We start from the raw sequence: 15,908 nt of genomic DNA, 5'->3' as shown, positions 1-15,908 counted from the left end.
CGGTCGCCGCATCTTCTGCTGTCCGGACAAACGGACGGCACGGTTGCCAACCCGGGGTCTGCTGGTGAGACGATGGGACCGTGAACGACGCTGAAATTACCCAAAACTCCGCTGCCCAGCCACTTGAGGAGCGTGTCAACAACCGCTCTCAACGGCCAAGTTCCGATGCCTTCAAGGCCTTCATGGCCAGTAACTGGTCCCCTGCCCCTGAGCACAACTACGAGCTTGAAGCAGTGGCCGGCTATGCCGCTACGCGCCGACGCGCCATCTCCGGCCAGTTCAAGGGCGAGCGCCTGGTCATTCCGGCCGGGCCGCTGAAGGTCCGCTCGAACGACACCGACTACCGCTTTCGCCCGCACTCAGCCTTCGCACACCTGACCGGTCTTGGCATGGACCATGAACCCGATGCCGTCCTGATTATGGAGCCGGTCGAAGAAGGCAAGGGCGACGACGGCGGCCACCACCACGCCACCCTTTACTTCCGTCCGCTGGCCGGCCGGGACACGGAACAGTTTTACGCTGATTCCCGCTCGGGAGAGTTCTGGATCGGGCGCCGTCCGACTCTGGCAGAGTTCAAAGCCCGGCTCGGGATTGCCACGGCGCACATAGATGAACTGGAGACGGCGATCACCAAAAACGTGGGCGCTCCGGAAATCGGCGGAGTTTCGGTGCGGCTGGTCCGCAAAGTGGACGAGAACATCGATGCCCTCGTAGACACCGCCCGTTACAACACAGCCAAGGATCCGGACACGCTCGATCTTGGAGTCCTTGATGCCTTGGATGACAAGCTTTCCGAGGCGCTGTCGGAACTGCGGCTGCTCAAGGACGAGTGGGAAATCGAGCAGATGAAAATCGCCGTGGCAGCCACCGTTGAGGGCTTCACCGAAGTGGTCAAGTCGCTTCCCCGTGCCCTGACCCATCACCGAGGCGAGCGCGTTGTAGAGGGAGCGTTCTTTGCCCGCGCCCGTGAAGAGGGCAACGAACTCGGGTACGACACCATCGCCGCTTCGGGAAACAACGCAACTGTGCTGCATTGGACCCGGAACACCGGCAAGATCAATGCTGGTGAACTCCTGCTGTTGGACGCAGGGGTGGAGGCAGAGTCCCTCTACACTGCCGACATCACGCGCACCCTTCCTGCCAACGGTGTTTTCTCCGACATCCAGCGCAAGGTCTATGAGGCAGTCCTGGAGGCGGCAGATGCCGGATTTGCCGCGGCCCGCCCGGGAACGAAATTCCGCGACATTCATATTGCCGCAACCACCGTACTGGCTGAGCGGCTTTCGGAGTGGGGCCTGCTCCCAGTATCCGTGGAGGAGGCCATCAGCCCCGAGGGGCAGCAGCACAGGCGCTGGATGCCACATGGCACCAGCCACCACCTTGGCCTTGATGTCCACGATTGCGCACAGGCTAAGCGGGAACTCTACCTGGATGGCGTGCTCACTCCGGGAATGGTGTTCACCATTGAGCCCGGCCTCTACTTCAAGAATGAAGACCTCGGCATCCCGGAGGAGTATCGGGGAATCGGCGTCCGCATCGAGGACGATGTCCTGATGACAGCTGAGGGCCCTGTGAACCTCAGTGCAGCCCTTCCCCGGGGGTCCCATGACGTGGAGGACTGGATGGCCGGGATCTACCAGGAAGTGGAAGCCCAGTCGGCCTAAGAATTGGGCTTGGATGAGCCCACGAAGTGACTGCCTGCAGGAACCGACACAGGAAGGCCCGTCAGATCTGAACTGCTCAGATCCGCCGGGCCTTCCTGTGTCCTGTCTTTGGCGCTGAATCCCAGGCTGGCTAGGACTTGCCCTCGGCGTTGTCCTGCGCTGCCTGCTGCTGGTTCTGCTGTGGTGCCTCCTGCTGTGGCTGCTGCTGCGATGCCGGCTGCTGGCCTGTAACGCGGACGCCGTATTGGGGACGTCCGTCAGGAAGGTCCGGGTAGCGGACTGCCGCAGGCCTGGTCCCGGCAGGCATCTTCTGCCCTTCCTCCTGTGAAATGGCAGGGGCCTGGCCGGGCTGCTGCTGAGGGGTGCCGGCAGCCTCGCCTGGCTGCCGGGTTGGGCCGGGGGTTTGCTGCTGCCCCGCTCCCGGCGCCTGGCCGTATGGGTCATTCCAGCTGGCCGGACGCTGCGGAGCCTGCCCCTGGTGGGCGGTGTAGCGGGGTGCGCCGGAAGAAGCGTCCGACGGCGTCATAGGCAGCTGCTGCAGCAGCCGCCGCGCTTCCCCTGAGGCCTCCACGGCAACCACGACGTCGTAGTTGGTGGCCACAACCTGGCTGGTGGACGTGAAGTCACGCTTCCCGCGCTGCATGGCATAGGTGACGATTCCGAACAGCATAAAAAAGGCTGCACCCATCAGGACCGAGGCCACGATGGAGAAGTAGCCGCCCGTCGGGGAGAAAAAGGAGAGCATGACGCCAACGAACAGCCCGAACCACATGCCGCTCAGGGCACCGGACAATGCAACCCTGGGGTAGCTCAGCCTGCCGGTGACGCGTTCCACCATCTTCAGGTCGTTGCCCACGATGGACACAACCTGCACCGGAAACTGCTGGTCGGCCAGGTAGTCCACCGCCTTCTGCGCGTCCAGATAGGAGTTGTATGACCCGACGGTGTCCCCGGTGGGGACAGTGCGGGACTCATCGGACCCGGGAACGCCCGACTTAGGAGCACCAAAAATATTTGACATACCCCCATTCTTGCCCATGATCATGTGTGGCGGCTGTAAATTCAGCTAAAAGAGAGCAGACTCGGTAGCCTGTACAAGTGAGCACCAATCATTCGCGGGTATTTGTCGCGCGCTTACTTGGACTGGACGTCTTCGACCCCCTGGGCGATCGTCTGGGCAGGTTGCGCGATGTCGTGGTGCTCTCCCGCGGCAGCCGTGGCGCCCCGCATGTGGTGGGCATCGTCGTCGAAGTGCCCGGGAAAAAACGGGTCTTTGTTCCGATGACGCGCATCACCTCAATCGACCAGACGCAGATCATCTGCACCGGGCTGGTCAACCTGCGCCGCTTCGAACAGCGCGGCGCAGAGACCCTCGTGGTGGCGGAGATGTTCGACCGCCGGGTAACCCTCGCCGATGGCAGCGGCGATGCGACTATCGAGGACATTGCCATGGACCGCCACCGCTCCGGTGACTGGTTTGTGAGCAAGCTGTTCGTCCGACGCGGCCATTCACTCTCCCCGCTCAGCCGGCTCCGCCGCAACGAGACCATGATCATCGACTGGGCGGATGCCTTGCAGGTGGCCAAGACGGAGCCCCAGGCCGCAACCCAGTTCGTCGCCACGCACGAAGACCTGAAACCCGCCGACTTCGCCGAAGCACTGCAGGAGATGAGCGACAAGCGCCGCTTTGAAGTGGCCAGCGAACTCCAGGACGAACGGCTGGCGGACGTCCTCCAGGAAATGCCCGAAGGCGATCAGGTGGAGATCCTCTCGGCCCTCGACGTCGAGCGTGCTGCTGATGTTTTGGAGGAGATGGATCCCGACGACGCCGCGGACCTCCTTGCCGAACTGCCCACGGCCCAGGCCGAGGAACTGCTGCAGTTGATGGAGCCGGAGGGCGCAGAGGACGTCCGGCGCCTCCTGGAATACGACGAGGACACCGCGGGCGGCCTGATGACTCCCGTTCCCGTGATCCTTCCCCCTGAAGCGACGGTCGCGGAAGCCCTGGCGCATGTCCGCAGGGAGGAGCTCTCCCCGGCCTTGGCGTCGTCGATCTTCATCACAAGACCTCCGTTGGAAACCCCCACTGGCCGCTTCCTGGGTGTTGTGCACATTCAGCAGCTGCTGCGCTATCCGCCCCCGGAGCCACTGGGCAACCTCGTGGATAAGAACCTTGAACCGTTGTCCGACCAGGCACACATCAGCGAAGTCGCCCGTGCTCTCGCCACGTACAACCTGAATTCGCTTCCTGTGGTCAATGACGACGGCCGGCTCGTGGGGGCGGTGACTGTTGATGACGTGCTTGATCACCTGTTACCTGATGACTGGCGTGCCCACGAGGATGACGTCCCCATAAGGAAACTTGGAGGCCGCATTGGCTGATCAGAACGCCCCCCGGAAGCTCAATGGCCGGCTGGTGGGCAGGCAAAGCGTCACAGGCGGCCTGGATACACCCCTAAGTGGGCGTCAGCGGATTCTGCCCAAGTTCTCGCCCAACCCTGATGCCTTTGGCCAGTCCACTGAGGGTTTCGCGCGCTTTATGGGTACTCCGCAGTTCCTTGTCTACATGACTGTGTTCGTGGTCGTCTGGCTCGTCTGGAACACCTGGGCCCCCGTGGAGTGGCAATTCGACTCCCGGGCGCTTGGCTACACCTTGCTGACACTGATGCTGTCCCTCCAGGCCTCATACGCGGCTCCGCTCCTGTTGTTGGCCCAGAACCGGCAGGACGACAGGGACCGCGTGTCCCTGCAGCAGGATCGCCAGCGTGCCGAGCGGAACCTGTCCGATACTGAGTACCTGACCCGGGAGCTGGCATCGCTGCGGATTGCCTTGCGTGAAGTGGCTACCCGTGACTACGTCCGCGCCGAACTCCGCAGCCTGATGGAGGACATGCTGGAAGCCCAGGAGGAACTCCGGAAGCACGACCCCTCAGGCGCCGGCAGCCATGAGTCGCCCAAGGAAAAGGTCCGCGAAAAACTGAAGGAACGCAGGGAGAAGCAGCGCAATCCCCGGACCCAGCAGATCCCCAAGATCCGGCCCGAATCCTCCGGCAAGCCTGCGCATCTCAACCCGCCGGAAAGCCCCAACCACACTGAAAGCTGAGTACCGCTCCATGAGTAACTCACTGGTCCCGGCAGTCAACGCTGCTTTGGCCACAGTCATCGATCCCGAGCTGCGCCGACCCATTACGGAGTTGGGCATGGTGGGTGGAGTTGATATTTCAGAGGAAGGATTGGTTCGCCTTACGGTTCTCCTGACCATCGCCGGATGCCCCCTTCGGGGAACCATCACGGCCGATGCCGAGGCTGCCTTGGCCGCCGTCCCGGGAGTATCCGGCGTCGAGGTTGATCTCCAGGTGATGACGCAGTCGCAGCGGGATGCCCTGAAGGAGAAGCTCCGCGGTCCAGGCGGCCAGCGCGGCATCCCCTTCAACCAGCCCGGCTCATTAACCAAGGTCTATGCCGTGGCCAGCGGCAAGGGAGGGGTGGGCAAGTCATCTGTCACAGTGAACCTCGCCTGTTCCCTCGCAGCCCAAGGACTGCGCGTGGGCATCATTGACGCCGACGTTTACGGCTTCTCCGTCCCGGCTCTGATGGGCATCACGCAGGCGCCCACCCGGGTGGACGACATGATCCTGCCGCCGGTGGCTTACGGGGTCAAAGTGATTTCCATCGGGATGTTCGTTTCCGGTAACCAGCCGGTGGCCTGGCGGGGGCCCATGCTCCACCGGGCACTCGAACAGTTCCTCACCGACGTCTACTTCGGCGACCTTGACGCCCTGTTCCTCGACCTGCCACCCGGAACCGGCGATATCGCCATCTCCGTTGCCCAACTGCTGCCCAAGGCCGAGATCCTGGTGGTGACCACTCCCCAGGTTGCCGCTGCCGACGTCGCTGAGCGGGCCGGCGCTATTGCAACCCAAACAGGACAGTCGGTGGCGGGTGTAGTGGAAAACATGTCGTACCTGGAATTGCCCGACGGCGGCCGGATGGACCTCTTTGGGACAGGCGGCGGAGCAGTGCTCGCCGAGCGTCTCTCTGCCACCGTTGGCACCGACGTCCCGTTGCTCGGACAGATTCCGCTGGACATCCTCCTGCGGGAAGGCGGAGACACCGGTCTTCCGATCGTTCTTAACCGCCCGGAGACTCCGGCAGCATCCGCTTTGAATGGCATCGCGGGAAAACTGGCGGCCAGACCGCGAGGGCTAACGGGGCTGTCGCTCGGGCTGCAGCCCCGCTGACTTACTGCTGCCGAACGCCGGCTACTATGTGGCCTCAGAATCGAAAGGCGCAGCTGCACCCACAGCAAGACGCTCGATAACACGTGCGGGGCGGGATTCTGAAGCGGTTGCGGCCGCAGCGCCGGCCACGCCGGCGACTGCTCCAGGGGCGCCCGCGCTTACAGGTTTGGTGTCATCATCCAACAGCGCTTCTTTGATGATGCGGCGGGGATCGTACTGCCGGGGATCGTACTTCTTCCAGTCGACATCGTCGATGTCGATCCCCACTTCGTCTTTGATCTGTTCCCGGGCACCGGAGGCCATCCGGCGGACTTCCTTCACCAGGTTCGCGAGTTTCTGGGTGTATTCGGGCAGGCGCTGGGGACCGATCACCATCACGCCGATGATCAGCAGAAGTAAAAACTCCGGGCCATTGATTCCAAACACTTTAGGAAGATTACCCTCTCCGGGAGCCCGGTGACGATTCCTGCGAATGGCGGGGAAGCATCCAGCTGCGAAAGCCTGTCATGAGGCCGTAATTCCACCAAAAATACGGCCTATGCCCCGTTGAAGCCGTCCGAACAGATCCCCGGTCTCGGCACGTTCCTCTGAGGACCCGGGCCCGGTTGCCTGCCCTGTCATGGAGTCGCGCGGAGCGGACTGGGTGAGGGCGGCCAAGGCGGCCTCCGCGTGGTGCTGCGACAGGTCTGAGACATAGGTGAACGTGATGCCGTTGACCTGGTAAATAGCCCGTTGAGGAGTTCCTGAAGAAACCCAAAGGCTGCCAGCCTCCGAACCCTTAAGCTTCGTCACCTGGGCAAAACCGTCCTCCGAAGCAGTATGCCCTGTCAGCGCGTTCACAGGTTCGCGTACAGCTGTCGGCATCCTTGGGGACGCCCCGGCAGGAGAGTAGTGCTGTTCAATAAGCGTCGCGTAATTCTTTCCATCCGAAAGGCGCAACTCCATCGCCGGTTCCCCCGCTACGACGTTGGCCCGGGCGGAAACCAAATGAAAGCCTGCGCCCGACAGATCAGGGCAAACCCATCCTTGACTGCGCAGTTCCTGCACCCTTCCTGACGCCAGCGTGCTTCTTTGGTCTGTCAGGGCGCCCGCAGCTGCCGTCCCCGCCTGGGGGACCGGATCACCTCCCACAATGAAGGCGGCCATGCCCATGAGGCCTGCTACAGCAGCAGTGCAGGCCAGCAAGAGTTGAACCAGCTTCATCCTTGAGCGGACCCTGGAAACAGGCTCGGGAACAGCCATAGCAAGATCCTGCGTCCTGGACAAAAGCCGCGCAACGAGATCATCAGGCGCGGCAGGCACCGCCGCGCTGTGGAGGCGCTCCAGGTACTGCCGCTCCCTCTGCACGGTAGAGGAGCAATCCGGGCAAACTTCCACAGCGGCCCTGCAGGCTCCGTGCTTTTTGCCGATGCCGGTTTTTACGGACTGAACCAGCCGTCGAAACAGATCAGGATAACGTAACCGACCCATAAGGCCGATCAGAGGATGCCGGCGATGCGGGGCATGTTAAGACGAGGCTTCAAACCCTGCGTTGGACGGGGATCCCGATGAGCAAGCTTCTCACGCAACATGGTGCGTCCTCGATGAATCCGGGAGCGCACGGTGCCCAACTTTACGCCAAGGGCCAGAGCCACCTCATCGTAGGAAAGACCCTCAAGATCGCAGAGCACGACAGCAGCCCTGAAGTCTGGCGGCAGCTCCTCCAGAGCTGCCTGGACATCGAGATCAAGGTTGTTGAACTCAAAACTTTGTTCCGGCCCGGGTTCGCGTCCGGGCAAGCGGGATTCGGCGTCATCGGCAAGGGCATCGAACCGGATCCGGTTCTTGCGCCTCGCCTGATCGAGGAAAAGGTTGGTGGTGATGCGGTGCAGCCAGCCGTCAAGGGTGCCCGGCTTGAAGTTCTCGAGCGAACGGAACACCCGCACGAACACTTCCTGGGTAAGGTCCTCGGCGTCGTACTTGTTGCCGGTCAGGCGAAAAGCAAGGCGGTAAACCTTGGCTGAGTGGTTGGTGACCACTTCTTCCCAGGTTGGCCTGACCCATGCGGCTTCCGCCAGTGATCCCGAATCTTCAACTGCAGGGACAGGTGCCACAACTGATGCTGACATCGTCCACTCCCCTCGTGGATGGGTACTACGCCGATTTAGTGCTCTTACACCAGTGATTCGGTGCCGTTCATCTGTTGGATGACCGGATAATTATCATGTCAAATTTGGCTGGGAGTTTCCTGACATTCAAGGCCCTTCAGCCCAAGGCGCAATTGCGCTGAGGGAGGACCTCTCCAAGAGCGCCGCATTCCCGGCTGAACCTTGGCAGTGTACGCCGTTCTCAGGGCTGCCACACCGTCACCTTCCCGGCCTACGGCGTCAGACACAGTACTCTGATACAAACGCCCCCTGCCGCCCAGAAAGCGAATCCTCCATGAGCGCCGATAAGTCCACGAGCTGGTCCTATGCAGAAGATCTGCCTGCTGAGGATGAGGTGCTGTTGCACGCTCGTGAACGCTCCTTCGAGCTGGGCGTAACACCAATTGGTCCCGGTGTCGGTGCCGCCCTCACTGTGCTTGCAGCGGCGTCAAAGGCGCAGACGGCAGTTGAAATAGGCACGGGCGCCGGCGTCTCCGGTGTCTGCATTCTCAGGGGCCTGGGACCGCAATCGGTGCTGACCACTATCGACGTGGATGTGGAACACCTTAAGGCGGCGCGCGAGGCCTTCCAGGAAGCCGGCAGCCCGGCCAACCGCACCCGCACTATTTCCGGCCGCGCGGCCGATGTCCTCCCGCGTCTGACCGATTCCGCCTACGACCTTGTGTTTGTGGATGCGGACAAGCAAGGGCTTCCCGGCTACGTCGAACAGGCCATCCGTCTGCTCAAGTCCCGTGGCTTGCTTATCGTCAACGACGCACTGGATAAGGACCGGGTCTCCAACCCCGCCGCCCGGGATGCCACCACGGTGGTTCTGCGGCAGGTGGGCAAGGCAATCCGCGACGACGAACGCCTGGTGTCCGCCATGTTGCCCACAGGCGATGGATTGCTCGTAGCCGTCAAGAAATAGGGGCGCCGATCACGCAAGAAATAGGGGCGCCGATCACGGCACTGCCGATCGGGAACTAAAAAGGGCAGGACCGGCAGCCTGCTGGCCACCGGTCCTGCCCGGAGAATCTATTCGGTAACGCCCACCAGGCATTCCTTCAGGTTCGCCGCCTCTGCAGCGTTGAGCTCAACTACAAGCCGTCCTCCGCCTTCGAGCGGCACACGCATGATGAGGCTGCGGCCTTCTTTGGTTACTTCCATCGGGCCGTCGCCGGTGCGTGGTTTCATAGCCGCCATGAGGAATATCCCCTCCAGTAGTCCCAGGACATACCAGCCCGGACGGGCTGTGTCCGCATGGTCAAACAAGCCGCTATGACGGCCGCTACCGCAGCCGTCATGGCTGAACACTGTCGAATGCCATTTGTCCTTGCTTACCTCTATTATCCCGTAATTGACCGCGCACAGCTAATTGATGGACTTTCGACACGCTGTCCAAAACACGCCGGGGAAGAGCCGCGATTCAAGCGTCAGGGCGGGTAGTCTCCGCCCCCGGGCAACTGCGCCCAGGCCCAGAGCCAGACTATCCAGACAATTTGCAGCAAGACGAACATCATCGCCACTACCGTCCGGTAGGCTCCGGATCTGGAGACCAGGGCAGCGCTGAGTGCCAGCGGAAACAGTGGGAGGAGCATACGGAAGGTACTGGTCTGGGGATGCAGGAACATCAGCAAGTAGCCCATGTAACAGATACACCAGAGGCGCAGCTCGATACCGAGTGCACGCACAGGCCGAGTCAGCATCACGAGGCCGAAAACTGCCACAAACAGGAAGGGCGCGAGGATCCCCAGGACGGGGCCAAATAGCAGGATTCCTGTGTCGAACCACGGCATAAAGGGGACGAGGTCGTGGCCGCGCCAGACCGTTTCAGTCTTGGTGTAGGCCCCGATATCACCTGTCACCAGCCATGCGATCCCCGGCCACACCAGGGCCCCCACTCCACTCACCACGGTTAGCCCAGCCAGGCTCCACAATTCACGCAGGCTGTGACCACTGCCCTCCCGCCACTGGGCAGGCCGGAAATGCTGCCATAGGCGGTAGCAAAGAAGAAGCCCTGCCATCGCGGCAAAGGGCACTCCCGTAGGCCGGGACAAGCACATCAGCAGCACTACGGGTACGGCCCAGAGGTACTGACGCCTTAGTAGGAGCAGCAAGGCGGAAGCCAGCAGCAGCAGGTTCAGGGACTCCGCATAGGGAACTTGGAGCACAGGAGACACGGGAAACGTGGAAAAGAACACGATTCCCCACAGGGCGGCAGTATGGGAGGCCTTGTGGCGGAACAGCCGGTACGTCACCATTGCAGCACCAAGCCCTGCGACCATCGCGATAACAGTCAACGATGCGGCAGGCGGAAGCCCGGTAAGCCCTGACAGCGCCCGTCCAAGTACCGGGAAAAGTGCATAAAACGCCCAGGCGTTCTCCTGGACGTTACCCGAATCATTCAAGGGAAGTTCGGAGGGATAGCCGTTAGTGGCAACCTCGCCGTACCAACGGGCGTCCCAGATATTGATGAAGTTCCAATAGTCCGGCTTGGCAGGAAACCAGGGATTAGTGCCTTGGTGCAGCGCGGCCGCCATGAAAATGGAAGCACTGATGAGTCGGGCCACCAGGTATATGGCTCCCACCTGGAGCCACCAGGGCCATCGGCCGGCCGCGGAAAGGGCGTTCGCCCTGCGTTCGTTCAGACGGCTCCGGGAGTGCGGACGAATAACGCTCCAGTTCCTGCCAGGAGCGGTTTCCTGATCGCTCAAGAGCCTTCCTCCTGCATCGTTCGCATGGTGGACCCGGAGGAGGGAACGGAGCCCGTGGCCTCAGAGGAACCCCGGGAACCAGTCGAGTCAACGGAACCAAGAGCCGCGCGAAGCCTGGCGATTTCGGCGTCCTTCTCGGCGAGCTCGTCACGGAGTTCATCCAGCACCTGGTCCACCTGGTCCATCCGGTAGCCTCTCAGGCCAAGGGCAAAGCGGAGGTGGTCGACGTCGGAAGGTTTCGGGTGAGCCGGCAGCAGTACCGGAGGGAGCGATGCCACCGGCTCATCAAAACCGTCCTCAAGCACGCTGCTGACCGCGCTCCTGTTGCGGAACTTTGAGCCGATGCCGGTGCCGAAGAAAACCGTGACGCCGAGCAGGGCGACGGCGAGAAAAACCAGGAAGTAGCTCACAGCACCATCGTGCCAGATCAACGGCTATTCAGGCCGCTGCTCTCCGTTGGGCCGGCCGTTTGCCCTGCCGTTCGCTGAAGCGCCCGGGACTGAACCACGCAGCACCAGGTCAACGGCATCACTGGGATCGTCCACTACCTGGATGAGGTCAAGGTCCTTCTCCGACACCATGCCCTCCTCTACAAGGGTGCCGCGGATCCAGTCGATCATCGGTCCCCAGAAGGACGTTCCCAACAGGACGATCGGGAAGGACGTGACCTTTCGCGTCTGTACCAGCACCATCGCTTCGAAGAGCTCATCAAGAGTGCCGAGGCCTCCCGGGAGCACAATGAATCCTTGAGCGTACTTGACGAACATGGTCTTGCGGGCGAAGAAGTAACGGAAATTGATTCCCAGGTCCACCCACTGGTTGAGACCCTGCTCGAAAGGGAGTTCGATCCCGAGGCCGATTGACAGCCCGTTGCCTTGCACTGCTCCCTTGTTGGCAGCCTCCATGGATCCTGGCCCGCCACCGGTAATTACGGCAATGCCGGCTTCTGCCAGCTTCCTTCCCACGTCAACGCCAAGATCGTAGTAAGACGTACCGGGTTTTGTTCGTGCGGAACCGAACACGCTGACTGCCGGACCGATGTCTGCAAGCGCACCGAAGCCCTCCACGAATTCGCTTTGGATCCTCAGTACCCGCCACGGATCAGTGTGGATGAACTGGCCTGCACCCTTGGTGTCCAGCAAGTGCTGGTCGGACATCTCGACGGCGGCCTGTTTACGCCGCAACTCCAGAGGACCTTTATGCCGGGTCGCCACATGGTTGTTTGCGCCCTGCTCGGGGGCTGGGAAAGTCTCTCCGGTGATGTCCGGGACTGGCTGTGGCTGCGGATCGGTACTCATCCACCAAGGCTAGCGCGGATCGGGGTGTCCGCCGCTTATCCATTCCCTATTACCGCTGAGCCTTCCGGTGCCCGGGCTCCGCAGGTATCTCTTGAATTACGATCTGCAGGAAGTGGGAGTGATTCGGGTCATAAATGTTCAATGTTCGCTAGATTCATTTCTATGACTACTCAAGTGCCCGGCGATGCCCTCGTCTCCCTTAATGCTGTCAACAAGCACTACGGCCAGTTGCACGTCCTCAAGGACATCAACCTGAACGTCCGCAAGGGCGAAGTAGTCGTAGTCATCGGGCCCTCAGGCTCCGGCAAGTCCACTCTGTGCAGGGCCATTAACCGCCTTGAAACTATTGATACCGGCGAGATCGCCATTGATGGGAAGAAGCTCCCTGAAGAAGGCAAGGAACTTGCGCGGCTTCGTGCCGACGTCGGTATGGTCTTCCAGTCGTTCAACCTGTTTGCCCACAAGACCATCCTGGAAAATGTGACCCTCGGGCCCATCAAGGTCAAGGGGCTTTCCAAGGCTGAGGCAGACAAGGAAGCCATGGCGCTGTTGGAACGGGTCGGCGTCGGTCATCAGGCCCCGAAACTTCCGGCCCAGCTCTCCGGTGGCCAGCAGCAACGTGTGGCAATCGCACGCGCTCTGGCCATGAAGCCGAAAGTCATGCTTTTTGACGAGCCCACCTCTGCCCTTGACCCGGAAATGATCAATGAGGTCCTGGACGTCATGATCCAACTGGCCAAGGAGGGCATGACCATGATCGTGGTGACTCACGAAATGGGATTCGCCCGCAAGGCTGCAGATCGAGTGGTCTTCATGGCCGATGGCCAGATTGTTGAAGACGCAACGCCTGAAGAATTTTTCACGAATCCCAAGAGCAACCGGGCCAAGGACTTCCTGTCCAAGCTCCTGACTCACTGACACCCACTGAATTCGCACCCCTGGCCGTCAGCTTCGGCCGCCCAATGAAAGGAATGTCATGAAGGCATTTATGACCCGTCGGAAGTCCTTGCTGGTTGCAGCTTCCGCAGCCCTGGCCTTGAGCCTGAGCGCGTGCGGCGGCGGCACTACCACCACCAACCCGACAGTGGCAGAGAAACCGACCTTCGCTGCCGGCAGCACCATGGAGAAGCTTTCTTCAGCCGGGACGATCAAGATCGGCACCAAGTTTGATCAGCCGCTTTTCGGCCAGAAGGGCCTCGACGGCAAGCCAATCGGTTTCGACGTCGAGATCGGCAAGCTGATTGCTGCAAAGCTCGGAATTCCTGCAGACAAGATCGAATGGAAAGAAACTGTCTCGGCTAACCGGGAGCAGTTCATAAAGAACAGCGACGTCGACATCATCGTCGCCACGTACACCATCAACGACAAGCGCAAAGCGGAAGTATCTTTTGCAGGCCCGTACTATGAGGCCGGCCAGGCACTGATGGTCAACAAGGACAACACCTCCATCACCAAGCCGGAGGACGTCAAGGGCAAGAAGGTTTGCTCAGTGACCGGCTCAACTCCTGCGGCCACCATTGTGGAGAAGTACCAGGCAGAGCTCGTTCCGGCCGCAACCTACTCCGCTTGCCTTGAGCCTCTGCGCAACAAGCAGGTCGAAGCGATCACCACTGACAACGTCATCCTCGCCGGTTTCGTCAACAAGGAACCGGAAGCCTTCAAGCTCGCCTCGGACGAAACCTTCACGAAGGAGCCATACGGCATTGGCCTGAAGAAGGACGACACCGAATTCCGCAACTGGATCAACGACCAGCTGGAAGAGTTCGCTTCTGACGGATCCTACAAGAAGGCCTGGGAAGCCACCGCTGGAGCCGTCATCAAGACCGCCCCTGAACTTCCCGAGCTCAATCGCTACTAAATAACGCAGGCGGTTGCCGGAGCCCGCTACTCTTGCGGCTCCGGCAACCGCCGCGCCATCTTCGTTCCGTCCACGACACATGCCGAAGGATCCCATGGACGTCATAATTGAAAACCTCCCTCTCTACTGGGAAGGCTTTCTTCGAACGCTTTTCTTGTCCGTTGTGTCTGGAGCGATCGCACTGGTACTGGGCACGCTCCTGGCCGCGGCCAGAGTTTCACCAGTTGCAGCGCTCCGCGGCTTCAGCATGACCTACGTCGAAGTCCTGCGGAACACCCCCCTGACAATCGCCTTTTTCTTCGCCGCGATCGTCCTCCCCCGTTTGGGAGTCAGATTCGAACAATTCGAAGTGGCTGCCATCATCGCGCTAAGCACCTACACCGCGGCGTTCATCGCTGAAGCTGTCCGCTCCGGTGTCAACAGCGTTCACGTAGGCCAGGCTGAGGCTGCCCGAAGCATCGGCATGCAGTTCGGTCAGGTACTGTCGCTCATTATTCTTCCGCAAGCACTTCGCACAGTCATTCCACCACTGATCAATATCCTCATCGCACTAACGAAGAACTCCTCAGTTGCCGGTGCGTTCTTTGTCCTGGAACTCTTCGGCTATGGGCGGCAGCTGGCGAATGCCAACGGTGATCAGGTTATGACGGTACTTCTGGGCGTTGCGTTCTTCTATCTGCTAATCACAGTTCCGTTGGGCATCTTGGCCAGTACCGTCGAACGAAAGGTGGCGATCTCGCGATGAGCTCGGTTCTCTACGACGTCCCGGGTCCGAAAGCCCGCAGAGTCTCACTCATTGGTTCTGTGTTGGGAAGTGTGCTGATCCTCGGTCTGGTTGCCTGGATCATCACCACCCTGGCAGAGCAAGGCATCTTCCAAGGGCAGCGTTGGGCGATCTTCACCCGCGGCGATGTCTGGTCACTGCTTGGCAATGGCGTCCTCACGACGCTCAGCGCAGCTGCAGTGGCAGCTGTCCTGGCCTTTCCACTCGGCCTGCTTTTGTGCCTCCTGCGAATCTCGGACATAGCCGCCATCCGGATCCCCACACGCATTGTCCTCGAGTTCCTCCGCGGCATGCCGGTAGTCCTCATGATGCTTTTTGTGCTCCTTGTATTTGCCAGCGGGGCGTTCACTGCGGTCGTTGCCGGACTGGTGCTCTACAACGCTGCTGTCTTTGCCGAGATCATTCGGGCAGGTATTCAATCGCTTCCAAAGGGCCAGCGCGAAGCCGGCCTCACGGTGGGATTGACCAGTTTTCAGTCCAGGATGATCATCGAGCTGCCCCAGGCCATCCGTCGCATGATGCCGTCCTTGGTTGCGCAGCTTGTGGTGCTCCTCAAGGACACGTCCCTCGGCTACATAGTGTCGTATGAGGAACTGCTGCGAAAAGTGCAAATCATGGCAGACTTCCTGGGGCCCGATTTCCTGTTCCCCATCTTCTTTGTGGCAGCTGCAATTTACATTGCAATCAACATTGTTGTTTCGCGGATTGCGGTCTGGATTGAACGTCGCGGCACTGTAAAGGCTGCTGGCGGGGTGGCGAAGGCTGAGCCCGAGCCCATCGAGGCGGCCGTACCTTAGCAGGATGGACGATAACCGTAGGTGAACGGAGCAGCGGTCCAAGAACCTGCCTCGCTTCCCTACCGAAGCTCGCACTAAAAAGTCACAGGAACGTTCGGCCGGAATTTATCCCGGCCGAACGTTTTTGTGTTCCCTAGTAACCCTCACTAAGGCGGAACCGACACTCCATCCAGGGCCTGTCCTGCTCTTGACGCATCGTGTGTTGGACGCATCGCCCCGACGTCACAATGGCTCCCACCGCATCCTGAGTCAGGATACTGCTGGGAGCCATCGCTAAGAAGCCGTCTGTAAATATGGTCAGGCAGAGCGGTCAGACATAGGTGCACGCCTGAGCGTAGTACTCTTCTGGTCCGGACCCTGTAGATGCTGTCAGCCTAAAATAGGCACAGTGTTCGCCGGAGCCTTGGATTGGAACAACAACTCCAT

17 protein-coding genes are annotated in these 15,908 nt (G+C 60.8%); 9 read left to right on the top strand and 8 right to left on the bottom strand.

The features are described 5' to 3' along the window. Positions 1-80: 80 nt before the first annotated feature. A complete protein-coding gene (locus tag RIN13_RS03400; RefSeq protein WP_309105924.1) occupies positions 81-1,664 on the top strand; it encodes an aminopeptidase P family protein in 1,584 nt (527 codons plus the stop codon). Between the two features lie 130 nt (positions 1,665-1,794). Here the strand turns inward: RIN13_RS03400 and RIN13_RS03395 are convergent, their stop codons facing one another. Then, entirely contained in the window at positions 1,795-2,685 is an 891-nt protein-coding gene (locus RIN13_RS03395) for a general stress protein (protein WP_309105923.1), read from the bottom strand. 77 nt (positions 2,686-2,762) lie between these two features. Here RIN13_RS03395 and RIN13_RS03390 point away from each other — a divergent pair, with 77 nt between their 5' ends. From RIN13_RS03390 to RIN13_RS03380, 3 genes are read left to right on the top strand one after another with little or no spacing between them, the layout of a single operon-like run. Next, entirely contained in the window at positions 2,763-4,046 is a 1,284-nt protein-coding gene (locus tag RIN13_RS03390) for a magnesium transporter MgtE N-terminal domain-containing protein (RefSeq protein WP_309105922.1), read from the top strand. Next, positions 4,027-4,767: a DUF1003 domain-containing protein gene (locus tag RIN13_RS03385; protein WP_375164656.1), complete on the top strand. Its 741-nt coding sequence runs from the start codon at positions 4,027-4,029 to the stop codon at positions 4,765-4,767. The genes RIN13_RS03390 and RIN13_RS03385 overlap by 20 nt, the downstream gene beginning before the upstream one ends. Before the next feature lie 10 nt (positions 4,768-4,777). Beyond that, positions 4,778-5,905 carry an Mrp/NBP35 family ATP-binding protein gene (locus RIN13_RS03380; RefSeq protein WP_309105921.1) on the top strand — a complete coding sequence of 376 codons (1,128 nt, stop codon included), beginning with the start codon at positions 4,778-4,780 and terminating at the stop codon, positions 5,903-5,905. A 24-nt stretch (positions 5,906-5,929) separates the two neighbouring features. On the opposite strand, the gene RIN13_RS03375 is transcribed toward RIN13_RS03380, so the two are convergent. The 3 genes from RIN13_RS03375 to sigE all read right to left on the bottom strand — a co-directional run bounded on the left by RIN13_RS03375 (position 5,930) and on the right by sigE (position 8,013). Next, positions 5,930-6,331 carry a Sec-independent protein translocase TatB gene (locus RIN13_RS03375; RefSeq protein ID WP_309105920.1) on the bottom strand — a complete coding sequence of 134 codons (402 nt, stop codon included), beginning with the start codon at positions 6,329-6,331 and terminating at the stop codon, positions 5,930-5,932. 78 nt (positions 6,332-6,409) lie between these two features. Then, positions 6,410-7,147, bottom strand: coding sequence for a hypothetical protein (locus tag RIN13_RS03370; RefSeq protein WP_309105919.1), 738 nt, complete (start codon positions 7,145-7,147; stop codon positions 6,410-6,412). Between the two features lie 236 nt (positions 7,148-7,383). Continuing rightward, complete coding sequence (gene sigE / locus RIN13_RS03365; RefSeq protein WP_309105918.1) at positions 7,384-8,013, bottom strand: RNA polymerase sigma factor SigE; 630 nt, start codon at positions 8,011-8,013, stop codon at positions 7,384-7,386. A 313-nt stretch (positions 8,014-8,326) separates the two neighbouring features. Between sigE and RIN13_RS03360 the strand changes: the two genes are divergently transcribed. Beyond that, a complete protein-coding gene (locus RIN13_RS03360; protein ID WP_309105917.1) occupies positions 8,327-8,959 on the top strand; it encodes an O-methyltransferase in 633 nt (210 codons plus the stop codon). A gap of 107 nt (positions 8,960-9,066) precedes the next feature. On the opposite strand, the gene RIN13_RS03355 is transcribed toward RIN13_RS03360, so the two are convergent. The 4 genes from RIN13_RS03355 to RIN13_RS03340 all read right to left on the bottom strand — a co-directional run bounded on the left by RIN13_RS03355 (position 9,067) and on the right by RIN13_RS03340 (position 12,043). Then, the gene (locus RIN13_RS03355) at positions 9,067-9,234 is read right to left on the bottom strand and encodes a DUF3117 domain-containing protein (RefSeq protein ID WP_009357720.1); all 168 of its coding nucleotides are present in this window, start codon (positions 9,232-9,234) and stop codon (positions 9,067-9,069) included. A 230-nt stretch (positions 9,235-9,464) separates the two neighbouring features. After that, positions 9,465-10,679: a hypothetical protein gene (locus RIN13_RS03350; protein ID WP_309105967.1), complete on the bottom strand. Its 1,215-nt coding sequence runs from the start codon at positions 10,677-10,679 to the stop codon at positions 9,465-9,467. Positions 10,680-10,741: 62 nt separating this feature from the next. Further along, on the bottom strand, positions 10,742-11,155 hold the full coding sequence (locus RIN13_RS03345) for a DivIVA domain-containing protein (RefSeq protein WP_309105916.1): 414 nt from the start codon (positions 11,153-11,155) through the stop codon (positions 10,742-10,744). 24 nt (positions 11,156-11,179) lie between these two features. Then, positions 11,180-12,043, bottom strand: a complete 864-nt coding sequence (locus RIN13_RS03340; RefSeq protein WP_375164655.1) for a TIGR00730 family Rossman fold protein — start codon at positions 12,041-12,043, stop codon at positions 11,180-11,182. Positions 12,044-12,205: 162 nt separating this feature from the next. Between RIN13_RS03340 and RIN13_RS03335 the strand changes: the two genes are divergently transcribed. From RIN13_RS03335 to RIN13_RS03320, 4 genes are all read left to right on the top strand, one after another. Further along, positions 12,206-12,961: an amino acid ABC transporter ATP-binding protein gene (locus RIN13_RS03335; protein WP_309105915.1), complete on the top strand. Its 756-nt coding sequence runs from the start codon at positions 12,206-12,208 to the stop codon at positions 12,959-12,961. A 58-nt stretch (positions 12,962-13,019) separates the two neighbouring features. Then, on the top strand, positions 13,020-13,901 hold the full coding sequence (locus tag RIN13_RS03330) for a glutamate ABC transporter substrate-binding protein (protein WP_309105914.1): 882 nt from the start codon (positions 13,020-13,022) through the stop codon (positions 13,899-13,901). Positions 13,902-13,995: 94 nt separating this feature from the next. Further along, entirely contained in the window at positions 13,996-14,646 is a 651-nt protein-coding gene (locus RIN13_RS03325; protein ID WP_309105913.1) for an amino acid ABC transporter permease, read from the top strand. Then, positions 14,643-15,482, top strand: coding sequence for an ABC transporter permease subunit (locus RIN13_RS03320; protein ID WP_309105912.1), 840 nt, complete (start codon positions 14,643-14,645; stop codon positions 15,480-15,482). The genes RIN13_RS03325 and RIN13_RS03320 overlap by 4 nt, the downstream gene beginning before the upstream one ends. Positions 15,483-15,908 lie beyond the last annotated feature (426 nt).

Source organism: Arthrobacter sp., assembly GCF_031179985.1.
In the GTDB taxonomy this organism is placed as follows: Bacteria; Actinomycetota; Actinomycetes; order Actinomycetales; family Micrococcaceae; genus Arthrobacter.
Note: the sequence above shows the minus strand (reverse complement) of the source record. Positions and strands in the feature narration are given on the sequence as shown.

Bases quoted from the DNA above. Each gene is read 5' to 3' on its own strand.
- RIN13_RS03325 (WP_309105913.1), top strand. From the start codon at position 13,996: ATGGACGTCATAATTGAAAACCTCCCTCTCTACTGGGAAGGCTTTCTT.
- RIN13_RS03380 (WP_309105921.1), top strand. From the start codon at position 4,778: ATGAGTAACTCACTGGTCCCGGCAGTCAACGCTGCTTTGGCCACAGTC.
- sigE (WP_309105918.1), bottom strand. From the start codon at position 8,013: ATGTCAGCATCAGTTGTGGCACCTGTCCCTGCAGTTGAAGATTCGGGA.
- RIN13_RS03355 (WP_009357720.1), bottom strand. From the start codon at position 9,234: ATGGCGGCTATGAAACCACGCACCGGCGACGGCCCGATGGAAGTAACC.
- RIN13_RS03340 (WP_375164655.1), bottom strand. From the start codon at position 12,043: ATGAGTACCGATCCGCAGCCACAGCCAGTCCCGGACATCACCGGAGAG.
- RIN13_RS03370 (WP_309105919.1), bottom strand. From the start codon at position 7,147: ATGGCTGTTCCCGAGCCTGTTTCCAGGGTCCGCTCAAGGATGAAGCTG.
- RIN13_RS03360 (WP_309105917.1), top strand. From the start codon at position 8,327: ATGAGCGCCGATAAGTCCACGAGCTGGTCCTATGCAGAAGATCTGCCT.
- RIN13_RS03395 (WP_309105923.1), bottom strand. From the start codon at position 2,685: ATGTCAAATATTTTTGGTGCTCCTAAGTCGGGCGTTCCCGGGTCCGAT.
- RIN13_RS03330 (WP_309105914.1), top strand. From the start codon at position 13,020: ATGAAGGCATTTATGACCCGTCGGAAGTCCTTGCTGGTTGCAGCTTCC.
- RIN13_RS03335 (WP_309105915.1), top strand. From the start codon at position 12,206: ATGACTACTCAAGTGCCCGGCGATGCCCTCGTCTCCCTTAATGCTGTC.
- RIN13_RS03320 (WP_309105912.1), top strand. From the start codon at position 14,643: ATGAGCTCGGTTCTCTACGACGTCCCGGGTCCGAAAGCCCGCAGAGTC.